Here is an 18,254-nt window from a genome sequence, read left to right as displayed (position 1 = left end):
CTGAGGCCGCCGATGAAGATGAACAGTGCCAGTGCCTGCTGGCCTTCGGCCATCGGCAGGGTCAGCACATAGGTGTCGGGGTCTGCGGCCTTCCCCAGCAGCAGAAGCCCCCCTACCGCGATCGGAAGCACGAAGACGGTGTTCGTGAGCTGGTACAGCGGGAACAGCCAAATGCCCCGCTTGAGGTGTCGCTCGTCGACGTTTTCGACAATGGTGACCTGCCACTGCCGGGGCAGCAGCACAATGGACAGCATGGCCAGCACCACCAGCCAGACCCAGGTGCCGTAGCTGAGGTTCCCCTGCAGGGTGAACAGCCGGCCGAGGCCGGCGTTCGTCGCCTGGGTGAACACATCATCGAACCCGTGGAACATCCAGAAGGTCACGGAGACCCCGACCGCGAACAGCGCCACGAGTTTGACCACGGACTCGAACGCGACGGCGGCGACCAGGCCCTCGTGGCGTTCAGCGGTATCGAGATGGCGGGTGCCGAAGAGGATGGTGAACGCGGCGAGCAGCAGCGCCACGTACAGCCCGGTGTCCTCCAACAGCGGGGCATGACCCAGCTGTGCGGGAGAGGTGATCTCGGGGTACCGCCGAAGGATCTCGAAGGTGTTGGAGACCGCTTTGAGCTGCAGCGAGATATAGGGAACGATCCCGACCACGGCGATGACCGTGACCAGACCGCCCAGCAGCGCGCTCTTGCCGTAGCGGGCGGAGACGAAGTCGGCCAGCGAAGTGACCCGGTTCCGGCGGCTGATCCGGATGATTCTGCGCAGCACCAAGTAACCGAGCGCGAACATGAGCGTCGGCCCCAGGTAGATCCCGAGGAAACCGATGCCGGTCGTGGCGGCATCCCCCACGTTGCCGTAGAGCGCCCAGGCGGTTTCATACACGGTGAGGGACAGGGCGTAGACCGTGGCGTTGTTGATCAGGCTTCGGCCGGCGTCCGCCCGCCGCTCGGCGTAGAAGGCCACGGCGAAGAGCAGGCCCAGGTACCCCACCGAAATACCGACGATGACTCCGGTCCGGAGCAGCACTGCACTACCGCGATCTGGAGACGATGACGGCGATCAGGCCGATCAGGACCGCCCATACGAGATAGAGGTACACGTACAGAACCGGGAGGCCGAAGATCCGGTCCCTGCGGTCGAACTGCGTCAACAGCGGCGGAATGGCCAACAGGAACCCCAGCGCGGCCACGGCCGCCAGGCGCCCGGCGAGCTGTCCGTTGTCCCGTGACTCAGCCACGGCTGCCTCCACAACCCCAATGTCACGCCTCGGCACACGCCCGGTGCCGTACCTGTTCAGTGCCGCATCACGGCTCGGCCACCGACACCGTCATGTCCGGGACATCGCCCACCTCGGCACGGTATCCAGAGCCGCGACGTGGGCGCGGACCGACACGCCCTCCCGCAGCGCCCGCAGGCCCTGGCGGCTCGGTCCGACTCCGTCTCGCTCCGAGTACGCCCCCGTGCCCGTGCGCTCGACGCCGCGGGCGCCGAGAATGGAACCCGGCGCCGCCATGCGACCGCTCAACACGCAGCTCCAGCATCCAGGAGGCCACCGGCACATCCGCCATCCGACGTGGACGACCGCGGGCGACATCGGCCACTTGGACGAGGACGGCTATCTGTTTCTCACCGGCCGCAAAGCGTTCACCGTCATCTCCGGCGGGGTGAACATCTACCCGCAGGAGATCGAGGACTGCCTGACGCTGCATCCGAGAGTCGCCGACGTGGCGCTGGTCGGGGTGCCGGACGCCGAGATGGGTGAGTCGGTGCACGCCGTCGTCCAGCCCGAACCGGAGGCGGCGCCCGGGGCGGGCGTCACAGGTGTCGAACTGGAGCGCGAGCTGCTGGCGTATGTGCGGGAGCACCTCGCCGGATACAAGGTGCCGCGCACTGTGGAGTTCACCGACCGGCTGCCCCGCACTCCGACGGGCAAGCTCGCCAAGGACGTCCTGAAGCGCCGGATCGCTGCCGCAACCTGAGCCCCACCGCCCCGCCGTCGCCCGGTCCCGCGCCCTCAGGTGCCAAAATGCGTGTTATGGATGAGTTTTCTGCGGCTGGGAAGCCGACGGAGGCCCGGGACTTCGCGGCGCGCGACGCCACGAGCGGCAGGAGGGTCGAGACCGAGTTCGTGCCGGGTGAGTTCGAGCCCGCAGGCGGTGATTCCGGCTGCGAGTCCGGCGGACCCGCCCCGGCGGCAGGCCCGGCGGCCACGACCGCGCCCGCCCGAGGTGCGGCGCCCGCGGCCGGAGTGCTCGCCCCGGGTGCCGCTGCGGGCGCCGCCGCCGGAGGACGGGCCGCACCGCAGCCGGGGGCGGCACAGGCGTGGGCGGCGCTCGGCGGGGACCCGGCACTGCTGGCCCGCGTCTCACGCGAGCACCGGCCGGGTCTGCTCCCGTCAGCGCTGCCGGTGCTGGAACTCGCCTCCGCGACGGTGGCGGCCTGCTCGCTGGCGGCCGCCGAGTTCTCCTGCGTGCGGGCCCGCAGCGCGCTGCTGCCGCCCGTCCGGGTGGACGACGGCGCCGTGGCCACCGCCTTCCACAGCGACCGGCTGGTGCGCCTGGACGGCCGCGCCCCGGTGACGTTCGCACCGCTGTCCCGGTTCTGGCGCACGGCCGACGGCTGGGTGCGTACCCACGCCAACTACCCGCACCACCGGGCGCGGCTGCTGTCCGCGCTCGGTATGCCCGACCACGGCCCGGCCGAGGACGAGGCTGCGGCCGGCCGGATGGCCACCGAGCTCGCGGGACGTCAGGCGCGGGACGTCGAGGAGGCCGTCTACGCGGAAGGCGGCGTGGCCGTCGCCGTGCGGACCCCCGACGAGTGGGCCGCGCACCCGCAGCGTGCGGCCGTGGTACCGACCCCGCTGGTGGCCCTCAGCAGGCTGGACAGCGCGCCGACGCTGCCGCTGGAGGGGCCGCACGGTCCTGGCGGGCTGCGCGGCCTGCGCGTTCTCGACCTCACGCGGGTACTGGCGGGCCCGGTCGCCACCCGTACGCTCGCGCTGCTCGGCGCCGACGTACTGCGGATCGACGCGCCCGAACGGCCGGAGTTCCTCGACACCCACGCCGATACGAACCTGGGCAAACGTTCGACGCTGCTGGACCTGTCGACGCGCGCCGGACAGGCCACTTTCGAGGAACTGCTGGCGTCCGCTCATGTGGTGGTGACCGGCTACCGGCCCGGTGCCCTGGACCGGTTCGGGCTGGCTCCCGAGTCGCTGATGGACCGTCGGCCCGGTCTCGTGGTGGGGCAGCTCAGCGCCTGGGGTGCCGCGGGGCCGTGGCAGCGCAGGCGCGGCTTCGACAGCCTGGTGCAGGCCGCGACCGGCATCGCCTGCGTCGAGGCGGCCGGCGCGGCGGGAGCAGCGGGAGCGGCCGACAAGGTGACCAGCTCGCCCGATCTGGCGCCCGGCGCACTGCCGGCCCAGGCCCTCGACCACGGCACCGGCTATCTGCTGGCCGCCGGGCTGCTCCGGGCCCTCACCGAGCAGCGCACCGGCACCATTGGGTCCCGGCTGGTACGGCTCTCGCTGGCCCGCACCGCGCACTGGCTGCAGTACGAACTCCCGTCGGGGGCGTCCGGCCCTGCCGCCTCGCTCGACCCGGCCGCCTCCTTCGACCCGGCCCCGTGGCTGACCGAGACCGACAGCCCATTGGGACGGCTGCGCCATGCCCTGCCCCCGGTCACCTTCGGCCCGACGGCCACCGGCGGTGACGCGGGCGGCGCCCCTGGCACCGCCCGCTGCCCGCACGACTGGCTCCGGCCGCCAGGACAGGTGGGCGGCGACGCCGCCGAGTGGATCTGAGCCCCGAGGGCCCGGCCAGGCTCGGGACCCCCGGGTCACGGGCCGCCCGAGAACCCCAGCAGCCACTCGCCGAACACGACCAGAGCGAATCCCAGCGCCAGCACCGCCGTCGCCACGCGGGTACGGCCCCGGCGGCTGAGGGCGATGGCCGTGCCCGAGAGGATCAGCGCAAGGCCGTAGAAACCCACGGTCAGCACCGAGGGTGCCGAACCCAGCCGGATGACCAGCGCGACGGCCACGGCGAGCATGACGACGGCGGAGAGGACTATGCGTATGCGCCGTGCCTGCCGAGGCGTCAGCGCCGGCCGCTCGTCCTCATCCCGGTTCTCGTCCCCGTGCTCGTCCTCGTAAGGCCCGTCACCCTGCCCGGCCGCCTCGCTGTCCCCGGCCCTCCGGCTCTGCCCGGCCGACTCGCTGTGCCCCGCCGACTCGCTCCGTTCGGCCGACTCGCTCTGCCCGGTCGCCGGTTCCGGCTCGTGCGCAGCATTCGACGCCTCCGGCTTCCGGCCGGGGGCCGGCTCGGTCCCGTCGGCGGGAACTTCGTCCGCGGGAACGCTCCTGTCGGTACGGACGCGGGCTGACGAAGAGGGGGAGTTGGCTTCCGGCATGCACCGGAGCGTATCCCTCCCCGGTTTTCGACGGGACCCTAGGGCTTGCTCCGGGCAGCAGCGCCCTCCCACCTGCCCTCATCGGAACAAGGCCCTCACTTCTCGCCGGAGTCGTCCTTCTTGCCGCCTGCCCAGGACCGCAGCGCCTCACGGCTGTCGAACTCGCCCAGGTTGGTGTCGATCGGGTCGCTGGTGTACTGGTGGAAGCGCCAGCGGTGCTTGACGCCGGGCTCGCCGGGCTTGCCGTTGTAGTGCGCGATCCACAGGCCGTCACCGGCGAACGAGGTCTTGTCGCGGTTCAGCCAGAAGTCGCGGTTGCAGTACAGCAGGACCTTGTGGCCATCGGCCTTCTCCTGCACGTACTTGATCCACTCGTCCTTCTCGTCGTTGCTGACCTTGGGGTCCTCCCAGTCCAGCGCGAGCATGTCGCCCGCCACGAGGTCGATCTTCGAGAGGAAGTAGTCGGCCTGCGCCTTCATGCTGCCCGGCCTGACGAAGTGGTAGAAGCCGGTGACCAGGCCCGCGTCGCGGCCCGTCTTACGCTGCTCGACCCACTTGGGATTGGTGTAGGACTTGCCCTCGGTGAGCTTGATGAAGACGAACTCGATGCCCCGGGTGCTGTAGTCCTCGGGCTGGTACGAGGAGACGTCGATCCCCTTGATCATAACTGTGCGCCACCCACTCTCTTTTCACTCTCCGCACGAGGCTGATTACTCTTTGATACCCGCCGGATGTGACACCGTACCCCCGCGCGGGCTCTCGTCCGGCCGGAAATCGTCGAACGCGTTGAACGGGATCGCGGCGTCGTCGCACGCGATCTCCGCGGCGCCGGACGGGATCGTCGGTACCGGCGCGTCACGGGGTGCGGCAGGTGTGGTGAGAGCGCAGGATCGGGTACTGCGACACTGAAGACGCTGTTGACGCCGACGTTATGAGAGAGGTCACCATGGCGACCACACGCACCGCCCACACCGTCTGGAACGGCAATCTGACGGAAGGGTCGGGGACCGTCAGCCTGGATTCCTCGGGCATCGGCCAGTACCCGGTCTCATGGGCGTCGCGCGCCGAGGAGCCGGGCGGCCGCACCAGCCCCGAGGAGCTGATCGCCGCCGCGCACTCGAGCTGCTTCTCGATGGCGCTCTCCAACGGCCTCAACAGCGCGGGCACCCCGCCCACCAAGCTGACCACCAAGGCTGCCGTCGACTTCCAGCCGGGCACCGGCATCACCGGTATCCATCTGACCGTGGAGGGCGAGGTGCCCGGTATCGACCAGGACGCGTTCGCAGCCGCGGCGGCCGAAGCCGCCCAGAACTGTCCGGTCAGCCAGGCGCTGAAGGCCACCAAGATCACCCACGAGGCCAAGCTGGCCTGAGGCCACCTGGAGCGGGCCCGAGGCGGACCGACCCGAGGCGGACCGGCCAAAGATGGACCGGCCCAAAGCGGAACCGGTCCAAGGCCCGGTTCGGCCTCGGGGCCGCCGGGCCTCGGGCCCCGCTCCGCCGGGCGGGTCGTGTGGCGGGAGGAGAGACCATGCCGGAGCTTCCCGAAGTCGAGGCGCTGCGGGGCTTCCTGGCCGAGCGGCTGACCGGGCGCACGGTCCGGCGTGTGCTGCCGGTCGCGGTCAGCGTGCTCAAGACGTACGACCCCCCGCCGGACGCTCTCGAAGGCCGGGCCTTCACCGGTGTGACGCGGCACGGCAAGTTCCTCGACCTGGAGACGGCCCCTGCCGAGGGCGGGGCCGGCGGCGGCCCCGGGGCGGACGGCGCGCTCCATCTGGTCGTCCATCTGGCGCGCGCCGGCTGGCTGCGGTGGCAGGACGCGCTGCCCGCCGCACCGCCCCGCCCCGGCAAGGGCCCGCTCGCCCTCCGCCTGGCGCTGGCGGGCGAGCCGGCCGAGGGCTTCGACCTGACCGAGGCGGGCACCCAGAAGCGGCTCGCCGTCCACGTCGTACGGGAGCCGGGGGAGGTGCCGGGGATCGCACGGCTGGGTCCCGACCCCCTCTCCCCCGCGTTCGACCGGGCGGCTCTCGCTGCCCTGCTGGCGGGGCAACGGCACCAGATCAAGGGTCTGCTGCGGGACCAGTCGGTCGTCTCCGGGATCGGCAACGCCTACTCCGACGAGATCCTGCACGCGGCCCGGATGTCGCCGTTCCGGCTCGCGGCCGACTTGTCCGACGCCGAGACCACCACGCTGTTCACCGCACTGCGGGAGGTCCTGGCCTCCGCCGTCGAGCGGGCGCGGGGGGTGTCCGCCGCCGAACTGAAGGCGGGCAAGCGGCTCGGGCTGCGGGTGCACGGCCGCGCCGGGGAGCCGTGCCCGGTGTGCGGGGACACCGTCCGCTCGGTCTCCTTCCGGGACTCGTCGCTGGAGTACTGCCCCACCTGCCAGACCGGTGGGAAGCCCCTCGCGGACCGGCGGCTGTCGCGTTTGCTGAAATGAGGGCCGCACATGTAGCTACCCGTCGGTAAGGGCCCTTCGGCCCGGAGAGGTTGCCGTGGTTGACGCCGAGGAGACCGGGAACGGGCCGAAGCAGGGCTCGCGGGAGTTCGATGTCGTCCTGTTCGGGGCGAGCGGATTCGTCGGTGAACTGACAGCGCGGTATCTGGCCGCACACGCGCCCCGCGCCTGCCGCTGGGCGCTGGCCGGGCGCAGCGAGCAGAAGCTGAAGGCCGTACGCGACCGGCTGGCCGAAGCGCACCCGGACGCCGCCGATCTCCCCCTGGTGACCGCCGACGCCGCAGACGCGCGGGCGACGGCCGAACTGGCCGCACGCTCACGGGTGGTGGCGAGCACCGTCGGTCCCTATCTGCGCTACGGCACCCGGCTGGTGGCCGCGTGCGCCGAGGCCGGTACGGACTACCTCGATCTGTCGGGCGAGCCGGAGTTCGTGGACCTGATGTACCTGCGGCACCACTCCCGCGCCCAGGAGACCGGCGCGCGGCTCGTGCACGCCTGCGGCTTCGACTCGGTACCGCACGACCTGGGCGCCCACTTCACCGTGCGGCACCTGCCGGAGGGCGTACCGCTGAGCGTCGACGGCTTCGTCCGCTCCAACGCGGCCGTCTCCGGCGGTACGTTCGCCAGCGCGCTGCTCGCCTTCTCCCGCGCCGACCGGATGGTCCGCACCGCCAGGGCCAGGCACGCGGCCGACCCACGCCCCGCCGACCGCTCCGTCAGAACGCCTACCGGCGGAGTGCGGCGCGAGGAAGAGCTGGGCGTATGGGCGGTGCCGCTGCCGACGATCGACCCGCAGATCGTGGGGCGTTCGGCAGCCGCGCTGGAGCGGTACGGCCCCGCCTTCACCTACCGCCACTACGCGGCCGTCCGGCGGCTGCCGACGGCCGTCGGCGGAATCGCGGGCGCGGGCGGCCTGTTCGCCGCCGCGCAGCTGCCGCCACTGCGGCGCTTCCTGACCTCCCGGCTGGCCTCGGGCGAGGGGCCGGACGAACGGCGGCGGGCACGCAGCTGGTTCTCGGTGCGCTTCATCGGCCGCGGCGGCGGGCGCCGCGTGGTGACCGAGGTGGCGGGCGGCGACCCCGGATACGACGAGACGGCCAAGATCCTCGCGGAGGCGGCGCTCTGCCTCACTCACGACGACCTGCCGCCCACCTCGGGCCAGGTGACGACCGCGGTCGCGATGGGCGACGCGCTGACCGCCCGGCTGGTCCGCGCTGGCCTGGAGTTCCGCGTCCTGGAAGACTCCGAAGTCTGAAGTGAACCGAGCTGCCCTGAACTGTACCGAGTTGGGCTGAGCTGATGAAAGGCTGCACATGCGAGTGACGGATTTCGACCACCTCGTGCTCAATGTGGGGGACGTCGAGCGCGCGTTGGAGTTCTACTGCGGACCGCTGGGCCTGGAGCCGGTCCGGGTCGAGGAGTGGCGGGCCGGCCAGGTCCCGTTCCCCTCGGTGCGGGTCAGCCCGACCACGATCATCGATCTGCTGGACCGGCCGCGCGGGGAGTCGAACGTCGATCACATCTGTCTGGTCGTCGAGCCGCTCGACTGGCAGACGGTCATCGACTCGGGCGACTTCGACGTGATCGAGGGCCCGGTCAGCCGCTTCGGGGCCCGGGGCACGGCGGAGTCGGTCTACGTTCGGGACCCGGACGGCAACACCGTCGAGCTGCGCTGGTACCCGCAGAACGTCACAGGGGCCTGAGGAGGAGGGAGCCGGGTACGGGGGAGGCAGGGCCTGGGGCCGGTCTCAGGCCACCTTGCCGTCCACATACACCCAGGCGCCGTCCAGCCGCGTGAAACGGCTGCGCTCCTCCTGCGCTCCGGGCTCGCCGTCGGCTCCCGCGTAGTGGGCACGGAAGGTGACCGTCCCCTCGTCATGGAAGGCGCTGCCGCCGGATGTGTCGAGGATCTCCAGCCCCGTCCAGCGGGGCCCGCAACCCAGGTCGAGGGTGGCCGGGCGGGTGTCCGGATGCCAGGTGCGCAGCAGATACGCCGTCTCCCCCAGCGCGAAGGCGGCGTACCGGGAACGCATCAGCTCCTCGGGGGTCGCCGGCACCGCCTCGCCGCGGTGGTAACGGCCACAGCACTCGGCGTAACGGGCGGCTCCGGGGGCTGCGCCCTCCGCGGCGGCTCCACAGGGGCAGGCCGTGGGCACGGCGGAGCGGCGAGCGGGGCGGGCGGTCTTGCGTCGGGGCATGCGCTCATGATGCCGGACGTACCGACACGGGCATGGAAAGGGGCTGGGGCCCGCACCTCAGTGGTGGGGCCCCAGCGGGGTACTACGCGTCAAGCGTTGCGTCAGGCGGGAGTGATGTTCTCCGCCTGCGGGCCCTTCTGGCCCTGCGTGACGTCGAAGTTGACCTTCTGGCCTTCGTGGAGCTCACGGAAGCCCTGGGCCGCGATGTTCGAGTAGTGGGCGAAGACGTCGGCGCCGCCGCCGTCCTGCTCGATGAACCCGAAGCCCTTTTCCGAGTTGAACCACTTCACAGTGCCGGATGCCATCTTCTTCTCCTTCAGGGTGGCTGGGAGCCGCACACCTCGTGGGCTCCGCGTCGCCGTCATGACCCCCATCCAGAAAAGCTCCGGAAGACAAAACGCGCCCGAGCCACAAAGCTCAGGCGCGCATAAGTATGGGTACCAAAACTGCAACGTCTGCAACGCTACCACGCCCGACTCGGCGGCGCGCCGTCACCGGTGATCTTCATGCCCCGGCACGGTGCCGTCCGGCTTGGCGATCAGCAACAGCCCCGCCATCCCCATGTCGGAGTGGCTCTGGACGTGGCAGTGGTACATCCACGCGCCCGCTCCCACGCCCTCCCCGGCGATGATCTGGAAGCCGAAGGAGTCCGCGGGGCCGGTGATCTTGTTGTCGATGATCCGGCTGGCGTCCTCGGGACCTTCCAGCAGGCCGGTGCGGTTGTCGGCCCAGCGGTGACCGTGCATGTGGAACGTGTGGTAGTACTCACCGTGCGTGATCATGATGATCTCGACCCGGTCGCCCACCGTGGCCTTGAAGTCCGGCCCCTTCTTGAGGTTGTTGGTGGTCATGTCGTTGAAGACGATGGTGAACTGCCGCTCGGGGTCGGGCAGGATGTCCCCCTCGCGGCGCACGATGACCGGGCCGTAGAGCCCGTTGCGGATGCCTCCGGTGCCGTGCTCGGTGCCGACGACGTGGTCGTGGTAGTGCCAGTAGCCGGCGCTGCCGGGGCGCCAGGTGCCGTCCTTGCGGCGCCCTGGCCGGTGGGTGCGCCAGGTGTAGGTGCGCTTGCCGCCGGGCTCGACGTGGCTTTTGTTCATCTTGGTGCCGTCGTTGGCGATGTCGTAGTCCACGCCGTGCGGATGGAGGCTGGCGGCGACGTCCATGGTGTTCTCGAACTCGATGTGCAGGGTGTCGCCCTCGGTCAGTTCGATCAGCGGACCGGGGATGGTGGCCTTGCCCTTCTCCAGGCCGTACCCCATCTGGCCGTCCGGGAGCTTCTCCGCGTACATCTTGATCCGCCGCGTCTCGCCGCCCTTGCCCGCGCGGCGCAGGGCCCCGGTGCGAGCCGGTGCGGCGGCGGAGGGCGTGGCGGCAGCTGTCAGGGCGCTGCCGCCGACCGCCGCGACGGCACCCGAGGCCAGCAGGCCCCTGCTGAAGGAACGGCGGCTGGGGGTGCTGGGGTTTCCGGTCATCGTTCTCGTTCTCCCCTCGGATGTGAGCGGGCGGAGGGCTGAACGGTGCGCCGTGCTTGTCGAGTTGAGGGGGACGGTAGCGCTCACCGCGCCGTTTATCCACAGTCAGGACAAAGTTCGTCGAGTTGCGGTCATAGACCTTGGCGAACCGCCGAAAGAGGTCTAGCTTCTGCCACGTTTCTGTGACCGAAGAGGGGTGGATCACGCATGCGGTTCCAACCGCACCCGAAACGGACCAGACCCCGACGACCCCGCCGATCCCGACGCAGCAGGATTGCCGCACTGCTGGCCGGAGCCCTCACCGCGGGTCTGCTGGGCGCCCCGGCGCTCGCGGCCCCGCCACCGGGGGCGCCGGCGCCAAAGCTGGCGCTGCCGAGCCCGCCGGGCGGTGAGGACGTCCGTGTCCTGGTCTTCCATGGTGCGACGGGCGAGGAGTCACCCACCGTCGATGCCGCGATCGAGGCCATCGAGAAGATCGGCCAACAGGGCCCGGCCCAGGAGCGTTTCACCATCCGGGCCACCGACGACCCGGCGATCTTCACCAAGCCGCGGCTCGGCCGCTTCAACGCCGTCGTCTTCCTCACCGGCGACGGCGATGTGCTCGATCCCGAGCAGGAGGCCGGCCTGGAGAGCTTCATGGAGGCCGGCGGTGGCTTCCTCGGCATCCACGACGCGGCCCGCGCCGAACCGTACTCGGACTGGTTCACCGGGCTGATCGGCGCCCGGCCCGCCGAGCACAGCCCCCAGCAGGTGCAGCGCGCCGTCGTGGAGGTCGGCGACCGGCAGCACCCGGCGACCAGGGACCTGCCCGCCGCCTGGAAGCGCCCCGACAAGTGGCTCAACTGGAAGGAGAACCCTTCCGGAAAGGTGCACACGGTCGCGCGGGTGCGCACCAACAGCTATGACCCGGGCACCGACGCGGGCAGTTGGGACCACCCGGTCTCCTGGTGCCGCGACTACGACGGCGGCCGCTCGTTCTACACCGCCATGGGCGGCACCAGGTCGAGCTTCGCGGAGACCGACTTCCGCACCCACCTGCGCGGCGCGCTGCTGTGGACCACACGGCTGGCGCGCGCCGACTGCCAGGCCGCGATCGCCTCGAACTACGAGGCCAAGCGGCTCACCGAGCCCAACCAGCCCGGCAAGTCAGACCAGATCGGTGAGCCGCACGGTCTGGTGACCGCGAAGGACGGCCGGATCTTCTACATCGGCCGCGGCGGCGGTGACGCCTCCCAGCCCGTGGTCACCGATTGGAACGACCCGGACATCGGCAAGGGCAAGGGCCAGATCCACATCTGGAATCCGAAGACGGACAAGGTCACCCTGGCCGGGGAGCTCACGGTCTTCGGCAACAAGGGCGGCGGCGACGAGCTGGTCAAGAACGAGGAAGGGCTGCTCGGTATCGAACTGGACCCGGACTTCGCCGAGAACGGCTGGGTCTATCTGCACTACACGCCGCACAGCGAGATCAACCGCGAGACCCATATGGCCGAGCGGCGCGTCTCCCGCTTCACGCTGGACAAGGAGACCGACAAGCTGGACCTGGGCTCGGAGAAGGTGCTGCTCAAGTGGCCGGTCCAGATCCACAGCTGCTGTCACGCGGGCGGCGGGATGGCCTGGGACTCCAAGGGCAACCTCTACATCGCCACAGGTGACAACAACTCCTCGCGGTTCAGCGACGGTTACTCGGGCAACAACCCCGAACCGAACTTCAAGGGCGTCTCCTTCGCCGACGCGCGCCGCACGGCGGGCAACACCAACAACCTCAACGGCAAGATCCTGCGCATCCACCCCGAGGACGACGGCACCTACACCCTTCCCGAGGGCAATCTCTTCACCGGCAAGGAGAGCGCCGAGGGCGGCGGCAAGACCCGCGGGGAGATCTATGTGATGGGTGTCCGCAACCCGGCGCGGATCGCCGTCGACAAGAAGACCGACACCCTGTACGCGGGCTGGGTCGGACCCGACGCGCAGAACCCCAGCCCGACCTGGGGCCCGGCGAAGTACGACACCTTCGCCAGGATCACCAGCGCGGGCAACCAGGGCTGGCCGTACTGCATGGGCAACAAGCAGCCCTACCGCGACCGCAATCTGCCCGACCCGAGCAAGCCGCTGGGCTGGTACGACTGTGATCAACTGAAGAACGAGTCGCCCAACAACGACGGCCTGGTCAACATCCCGCCGGCCCGGAACAACAACATCTGGTACTCCCCGCAGGGCGGAGGCCCCGACTTCCCCCGCGACGAGAACGGCGTCCCGAGCTACAAGTTGGACGAGCAGAAGCTCACCCTGCCCTGGCTCAAGGGCGGTGGCCAGGCAGCGATGAACGGACCGGTCTACCGGTACGACGGCGACAGCGCATCGAAGACCAAGTGGCCCTCCTACTGGGACGGCAAGTGGTTCGTGGGTGACTTCTACGACGGCGCCCAGCCGCGCCACGCGCTGGTGATGCCCGACGGCGACGCCGTGGGCGCACAGCCGGCCCACGCGGAGAGCCTGGATGCGATCGTCCCCGTCGGCGAGGGCGGCATCCGCAACCTCATGGACTGGAAGTTCGGCCCCGACGGGGCGCTCTACGTCCTCGACTACGGGCGCGGCTTCTTCACCTCCGACGACAAGTCGGCGCTGTGGCGGGTGACGTACAAGGGCGGCGAGCCCACGCCGAGCGCCGCTGACCTGGCCGAGCCTGCACTGCGGAAGGGGACGGGCCGATGAGGGCGAGCGCACGAGTGAGGCGCCGGCGCGGAAGGGAGCGGCGCAGACTGCTGACGGCGCTGCTGGCCGCGCTGTTGATGGTGCTGGGGCTCTCCTCGGCGACGGCGTGGGGGCGCAGCCCGGCGCCCGCCGCACAGTCCGCCGCGCGAGGCGGCGGGGACACGGTGGCCGATCAGGTGCTGACCTGGACGGCGGACGACGACATGACCAAGTACGCCTCGGTGCCGACGACCGCGGTGGCGGGCAAGGCGACCATCGTCTTCGAGAACAGCAAGGCGACCGGCAACACCACCGGAATGTCGCACACCCTGACCTTCGTCACCTCCGACCCCGACTACAACCAGGACGTCGAGCTGAACATCCTGGCCTCGCCCAACGACGCGCAGGGCGGCAAGCACACCGCGGAGGTCACACTGACCCCCGGAACCTACAAGTACCTCTGCACCATCCCGGGCCATCAGCAGATGCAGGGCACCCTGGTAGTGACCGGGGACGATCCCGGGGACGACACCACACCGCCGCAGACCTCCGCCGCGGTGGCGGGCGACAAGGACGAGGACGGCAACTACCTCGGCAGCGCGACGGTCACCGTGACGGCCTCGGACGCGGACTCGGGCGTCGACTCCATCGAATACGCGCTCGACGGCGGCGAGTTCCAGCCGTACACCGCGCCGGTGACGGTCACGGACCCGGGCGAGCACACCGTCCGCTACCGGGCGAGGGACAAGGCGGGCAACGCGGCGGAGGAGAAGTCGGTGAGCTTCACCGTCGTCAGGCCGCCCGATGTGGACACCACCCCGCCGACGGCCGAGGGCAGGACGGAGGGCAGCAGGAACTCCGACGGCGACTACCTCGGCAAGGCCACCGTCACGGTGACCGCGACGGACGACAAGTCCGGTGTCGACAAGATCGAATACTCGCTGGACGGCGCGCCCTACGTCGCCTACTCCGGGCCGCTGGTCGTCGACCGGGCCGGATACCACGCGGTGACGTACCGGGCCACCGACAAGGCCGGCAACACCTCGGAACCGCGGAAGGTCTCCTTCCGCGTCGTGGCCGGCGGCGGAGTGCCCGCACCGGACTGTCCGGAGTACGACGAGCGGGAGACGGTGATCGTCGGGACCGTCGACACCGGGGTGCCCAACCGGATGACGAAGCGCCGCTGCACCGTCAACGAGCTGATCGAGGACGAGAAGGAGTGGACGTCACAGGCGCTGTTCCTCAAGCACGTGGACAGCGTCACCGACCAGCTCGTCAAGGAGGGCGTGCTCGTCCCCAGAGAACAACGGCTCATCAAGCGGGCGGCCAGGAGCTCCGGCATCGGCACCCCGGGGCAGAACACCGGCTACCGCGACCTGTTCGACGGCAGCCGCGAGTCCTTCGCCAACTGGGAGCAGGTCGGCGGCGGCCGATTCGGGCTGAACGACGACGCCAGCATGACCAGCGACGACAAGGTCGAGGGCATGGGCATGCTGTGGTATCCGAAGCGGAAGTACGGTGACTTCTCGCTGAAGCTCCAGTTCCGCGACGACGCGCCGGGTGACGGCCGCACCAACAGCGGCGTCTTCGTCCGGTTCCCCGACGTCCACGACCATCCGGAGGAGTCACGTCCGGAGTGGGTGGCCATCAAGTACGGCCACGAGCTGCAGATCCTGGACCGCCCGGACGGGGACATGTACAAGACCGGCTCCGTCTACGGGTTCGACCGCGTCGGCCTCGCGGGCGCGGGCGTCACCCCGAAGGGCACCTGGAACGACTACGAGATCCGGGTGATCGGCCAGCACTACGAGGTCTACCGGAACGGCACGCTGATCAACGAGTTCGACAACGCGCGAGGCCAGGTCTTCGAGCCCCCGCGTGAGGGGGACCCCGGCACCGACGGCCGCCGGTACGCCTCCGGCTATGTGGGCCTCCAGGTCCACAGCACCACTGACGTGGTGTCCTATCGCAACATCCGCATCAAGGACCTGTAGGAGCCCGACCCTCGGGCTGGGCCCTGGTGCGCTGCGCTTGGGCAGCACTTCGCTGTGCTTGGGCAGGTGCGGACTGCCCAAGCACAGCTTGCTGAACAGCTAGCTGGAGCGCTGTTGCGGGATGCCCATGTGGGAGGCGAAATCTTCGGGGGCTCCCTCATAGCCGCGGAGCGCGGCGCGGTGATGCCACTCCCCCGTCTCGCCCCGGACGAACTCGGCGACCGTCGCCGCGGTTGCCCCCGCGACCCCGGAGAAGTCGTAGTCGAACAGTTCCTCGTAGCCCTCGCGGATACGCACACCCGTGTTGGGAACATGGGCGAACGTCTTGTGGCCCTCCCCCTGCTGGATGGCAACGCCGACGACGACCCGCACATACCGCTCGGCCAGCCGCTCCAGTTCGAGGGTCATCACCTCGTCGGAGCCGAAGCCCTGTCCGGTCTTGCTGTCCCGGTTGAGGGTGATGGTGCCGTCGGGGGCGCGGCTGTCGAAGTGGACGAGGTAGGCGGGCTCTCCATAGGGGGCGTCCGCGGTGTAGGTGGCGGCCACTATGTCCAGGTCGTGCGGCGGCTCCCCCATGGGGCTGGGGTCCCACTTGAGGGTGACCTCCACCTTGCCGAGCCCTTTGTTGAGACTGCTCATCCTGCCCCTCCTCCTCGGACCGCCTACGGCACCATCGTGCCACGTCAACCGGGCAGGGATCAGGGGGAATTCCGGGAGCTTCGCCGGAGGGCGCCCGCGCGTTCGAAACCGGTCCACACGGCGTCCACCGCCGCGGCCACCACCCGCTCGCGCGGGACCTGGGGGCGGTCGAGCCACCACAGGGCCAGCCCCTGGAGGACGCTGCGGCACACTTCCCAGGCCATCTCGGCGTCGATCCTGCTGTCCTCGTCGGGGGCCTCGTCGGAGGTCTCGTCGAAGGGGATGCCGACCAGCCGGGCGAAGAAGGGGAGCAGCGCCTCGCGGCTCTCGGCGATGACGGCCTGGTGGTCGGCGCGCACGGCAGCGTCCCCCGTGGTGTCGCGGAAGAGCATCCGCCAGGCGTAGGGGTGGGTCTCGATGTAGCCGAACCAGGCGTCGAAGGCCCCGGTCACCTCTTCGGTCCTCGGTTCGCCGGGTGCGCCGGCCGTGCCGGGGTCGGGGAGCCGCTCGCGCCACAGCCGGCGCAGTTCGGCGAAGTGCCGCTCCAGCAGGCGCCGGTGGAGCTGGCGTTTGGAGGAGAAGTGGTCGTAGACGACGGGCACGGAGACCCCGGAACGGCGGGCGATCTCCTCCATCGAGGCGCGCTGGTAGCCGTGCGCGGCGAACACCTCGGTGGCCGCCTCCTCGATGACGGCACGGCGCTGCTCGGCGCTCATGCGCTTGCGCGGCTCGCTCATGCGCTTGCGTGGCTTGTCAGTTGACAACCTAGCGGTCCTTAGGTTTAGCTTCGTCTGGAACCTAGCGATTACTAGGTTACCGGTGGACCAGGTACCGGCCGAGCGCTCCGGCGAGGGGTGCCCGACAGGGCGTGAGGAGCGGTGATGAGCGGCAGCGACGAGCGGTACGACGTGATCGTGGTCGGAGCCGGATGCGCCGGGGCGCCGCTGGCCGCACTGCTGGCCCGGCAGGGGTACACGGTGTGCCTGGTGGAGAAGGCCCGCCTGCCCTCCGGTACCCCCTCGACCCATGTCTTCCAGGCCGACGCGCTGGCATTCCTCGACTCGCTCGGCGTCCTGGAGAAGCTGCGCACCACGGGAGCCCCGCTGATCGGGCGGGCCGACGCCCGCGTGGGTGACGTGCGCTGGCCGGTGAACTGGCCGGTGCGCCCCGGCGATCCGGGCGGCGTGATGTCGGTGCGCCGCTTCCGGCTCGATCCGCTGCTGGCCGAAGCCGCCCGGGAAGCGGGCGCCACGCTGCTGGCCGGCACGGCGGTGACGGACCTGGTCAGGACCGCGGACGGCAGGGTGGCCGGCGTCAGGGTCTCCTCGGCCACGGGGGGCGAGGAGACCCGGGGCGGCACAGGGCAGGAGCGGGTGCTGCGGGCCCGGCTGGTGGTGGGGGCCGACGGCCGCGCCTCCACCGTGGCGCGGCTGGCGGGCGCCCGCTTCTACCATGTGACGCCGAGCCAGTTCGCGCTGTTCTGGGGGTACTTCGCGGAAGCAGACATCGGCGAGCCGACCTTCGTCTTCCACCGCTGGGCCGACCGCGTGGTGCTGGGCCTGCCCACCGACGACGGGCTCTACCAGGTGCAGGTCGGCGTGGACCCGGCCCGGCTGCGCGAGTTCCGCGCCGGGCTGCCCGGCAGCCTGCTGGAGTACGCGCGGGCGGCCGAGCCCGTGGCCAAGGCGCTGTCCGGGGCGCGGCTGGTCGACAAGCCGCACGCGGCCACGCACTGGAAGGGGTACTTCCGCGAGTCGTCGGGGCCAGGCTGGGTGCTGGTGGGCGACGCGGGGCACTTCAAGGACCCGACGGCGGGGCGCGGGATCGGTGACGCCTTCCTCCAGGCGGCCCGGCTGGCCGAGACCGTCACCGGACATCTCAGCACCGGCAAGGCGGAGACCGCCGGGACAGAACTGGACGAGGCGCTGCGCCGCTGGGCGGCGTGGCGGGACGCCGAGTTCGTGGAGCCGTACTGGTTCGCGGCCGACATCGGCAGCCTCGCACCGCTGCCCGCCGTCCTGCCGGAGGTGCTGCGCGGGATGCGCCGCGCGGGAACGGCCGACAGCCTCTTCGAGATGGTCAACCACCGGGCGATGCCCGGCGACATCGTCACCGGGCCCCGGCTGCTCGGGGCGGTCGGCAGGCTGCTGGCCCGGGGTCGGCTGGGCGTGCTGCGCGAGGTCGCAGGGCTGGCCGCGGCCGACCGTCGCCGCCGGGCCCTGGCCCGCAGCCCGCGGTACGAGACCGGCCGGCCGCACCACGAGGCGTGGTGAGCCCTCAGCCGCCGCTGCAGGGAGGACACGCGCCGGCGCTGCTGAACGTGCCGGGCCCCAGCGCTTGCGGGGGTGTGCAGGCACCGACTCCGGGCGTGCG

The 18,254-nt window shown here is 70.8% G+C and carries 17 protein-coding genes; 9 read left to right on the top strand and 8 right to left on the bottom strand.

Annotation, left to right across the window (positions count from 1 at the left end):
• Positions 1 to 1,041: 1,041 nt before the first annotated feature.
• Complete coding sequence (locus JW592_RS25030) at positions 1,042 to 1,248, bottom strand: hypothetical protein (RefSeq protein ID WP_209267484.1); 207 nt, start codon at positions 1,246 to 1,248, stop codon at positions 1,042 to 1,044.
• Positions 1,249 to 1,522: 274 nt separating this feature from the next.
• On the opposite strand from JW592_RS25030, the gene JW592_RS32940 reads away from it, so the two are divergent.
• Both JW592_RS32940 and JW592_RS25020 read left to right on the top strand, forming a co-directional pair.
• Positions 1,523 to 1,990 (top strand): AMP-binding enzyme, encoded by a 468-nt coding sequence (locus JW592_RS32940; RefSeq protein WP_229376785.1) that lies wholly within the window; start codon positions 1,523 to 1,525, stop codon positions 1,988 to 1,990.
• Between the two features lie 47 nt (positions 1,991 to 2,037).
• Complete coding sequence (locus tag JW592_RS25020; RefSeq protein WP_229376782.1) at positions 2,038 to 3,816, top strand: CoA transferase; 1,779 nt, start codon at positions 2,038 to 2,040, stop codon at positions 3,814 to 3,816.
• Positions 3,817 to 3,851: 35 nt separating this feature from the next.
• Here the strand turns inward: JW592_RS25020 and JW592_RS25015 are convergent, their stop codons facing one another.
• The gene (locus tag JW592_RS25015) at positions 3,852 to 4,424 is read right to left on the bottom strand and encodes a hypothetical protein (RefSeq protein ID WP_209267482.1); all 573 of its coding nucleotides are present in this window, start codon (positions 4,422 to 4,424) and stop codon (positions 3,852 to 3,854) included.
• Between the two features lie 95 nt (positions 4,425 to 4,519).
• Positions 4,520 to 5,089 carry a glycoside hydrolase family 25 protein gene (locus JW592_RS25010; RefSeq protein WP_209267481.1) on the bottom strand — a complete coding sequence of 190 codons (570 nt, stop codon included), beginning with the start codon at positions 5,087 to 5,089 and terminating at the stop codon, positions 4,520 to 4,522.
• Positions 5,090 to 5,370: 281 nt separating this feature from the next.
• Here JW592_RS25010 and JW592_RS25005 point away from each other — a divergent pair, with 281 nt between their 5' ends.
• The 4 genes from JW592_RS25005 (at position 5,371) to JW592_RS24990 (ending at position 8,584) form a co-directional block, all read left to right on the top strand.
• Complete coding sequence (locus tag JW592_RS25005) at positions 5,371 to 5,796, top strand: OsmC family protein (RefSeq protein ID WP_209267480.1); 426 nt, start codon at positions 5,371 to 5,373, stop codon at positions 5,794 to 5,796.
• Positions 5,797 to 5,954: 158 nt separating this feature from the next.
• Positions 5,955 to 6,863 carry an Fpg/Nei family DNA glycosylase gene (locus JW592_RS25000; RefSeq protein WP_209267479.1) on the top strand — a complete coding sequence of 303 codons (909 nt, stop codon included), beginning with the start codon at positions 5,955 to 5,957 and terminating at the stop codon, positions 6,861 to 6,863.
• Between the two features lie 55 nt (positions 6,864 to 6,918).
• A complete protein-coding gene (locus tag JW592_RS24995) occupies positions 6,919 to 8,136 on the top strand; it encodes a saccharopine dehydrogenase family protein (RefSeq protein WP_209267478.1) in 1,218 nt (405 codons plus the stop codon).
• 58 nt (positions 8,137 to 8,194) lie between these two features.
• Positions 8,195 to 8,584: a VOC family protein gene (locus JW592_RS24990; RefSeq protein ID WP_209267477.1), complete on the top strand. Its 390-nt coding sequence runs from the start codon at positions 8,195 to 8,197 to the stop codon at positions 8,582 to 8,584.
• A gap of 45 nt (positions 8,585 to 8,629) precedes the next feature.
• Here the strand turns inward: JW592_RS24990 and JW592_RS24985 are convergent, their stop codons facing one another.
• From JW592_RS24985 to JW592_RS24975, 3 genes are all read right to left on the bottom strand, one after another.
• A complete protein-coding gene (locus JW592_RS24985; RefSeq protein ID WP_209267476.1) occupies positions 8,630 to 9,079 on the bottom strand; it encodes a YchJ family protein in 450 nt (149 codons plus the stop codon).
• Positions 9,080 to 9,180: 101 nt separating this feature from the next.
• Positions 9,181 to 9,384 carry a cold-shock protein gene (locus JW592_RS24980; protein WP_030405997.1) on the bottom strand — a complete coding sequence of 68 codons (204 nt, stop codon included), beginning with the start codon at positions 9,382 to 9,384 and terminating at the stop codon, positions 9,181 to 9,183.
• 186 nt (positions 9,385 to 9,570) lie between these two features.
• Positions 9,571 to 10,554, bottom strand: coding sequence for a multicopper oxidase domain-containing protein (locus JW592_RS24975; RefSeq protein WP_209267475.1), 984 nt, complete (start codon positions 10,552 to 10,554; stop codon positions 9,571 to 9,573).
• 207 nt (positions 10,555 to 10,761) lie between these two features.
• Here JW592_RS24975 and JW592_RS24970 point away from each other — a divergent pair, with 207 nt between their 5' ends.
• Both JW592_RS24970 and JW592_RS24965 read left to right on the top strand, forming a co-directional pair.
• On the top strand, positions 10,762 to 13,269 hold the full coding sequence (locus JW592_RS24970) for a ThuA domain-containing protein (RefSeq protein WP_209267474.1): 2,508 nt from the start codon (positions 10,762 to 10,764) through the stop codon (positions 13,267 to 13,269).
• Complete coding sequence (locus tag JW592_RS24965) at positions 13,266 to 15,242, top strand: OmpL47-type beta-barrel domain-containing protein (RefSeq protein ID WP_209267473.1); 1,977 nt, start codon at positions 13,266 to 13,268, stop codon at positions 15,240 to 15,242. Before JW592_RS24970 ends, JW592_RS24965 begins: the two co-directional genes overlap by 4 nt.
• A gap of 99 nt (positions 15,243 to 15,341) precedes the next feature.
• Here the strand turns inward: JW592_RS24965 and JW592_RS24960 are convergent, their stop codons facing one another.
• Positions 15,342 to 15,881 (bottom strand): TerD family protein, encoded by a 540-nt coding sequence (locus tag JW592_RS24960; protein WP_209267472.1) that lies wholly within the window; start codon positions 15,879 to 15,881, stop codon positions 15,342 to 15,344.
• A 59-nt stretch (positions 15,882 to 15,940) separates the two neighbouring features.
• Positions 15,941 to 16,645 carry a TetR/AcrR family transcriptional regulator gene (locus JW592_RS24955; protein WP_209267471.1) on the bottom strand — a complete coding sequence of 235 codons (705 nt, stop codon included), beginning with the start codon at positions 16,643 to 16,645 and terminating at the stop codon, positions 15,941 to 15,943.
• 117 nt (positions 16,646 to 16,762) lie between these two features.
• Here JW592_RS24955 and JW592_RS24950 point away from each other — a divergent pair, with 117 nt between their 5' ends.
• Positions 16,763 to 18,154: an NAD(P)/FAD-dependent oxidoreductase gene (locus JW592_RS24950; RefSeq protein ID WP_209267470.1), complete on the top strand. Its 1,392-nt coding sequence runs from the start codon at positions 16,763 to 16,765 to the stop codon at positions 18,152 to 18,154.
• Positions 18,155 to 18,254: the final 100 nt, after the last annotated feature.

It is taken from the genome of Streptomyces spirodelae (assembly GCF_017676385.1).
GTDB classification, from domain to species: domain Bacteria; phylum Actinomycetota; class Actinomycetes; order Streptomycetales; family Streptomycetaceae; genus Streptomyces; species Streptomyces spirodelae.
Note: the sequence above shows the minus strand (reverse complement) of the source record. Positions and strands in the feature narration are given on the sequence as shown.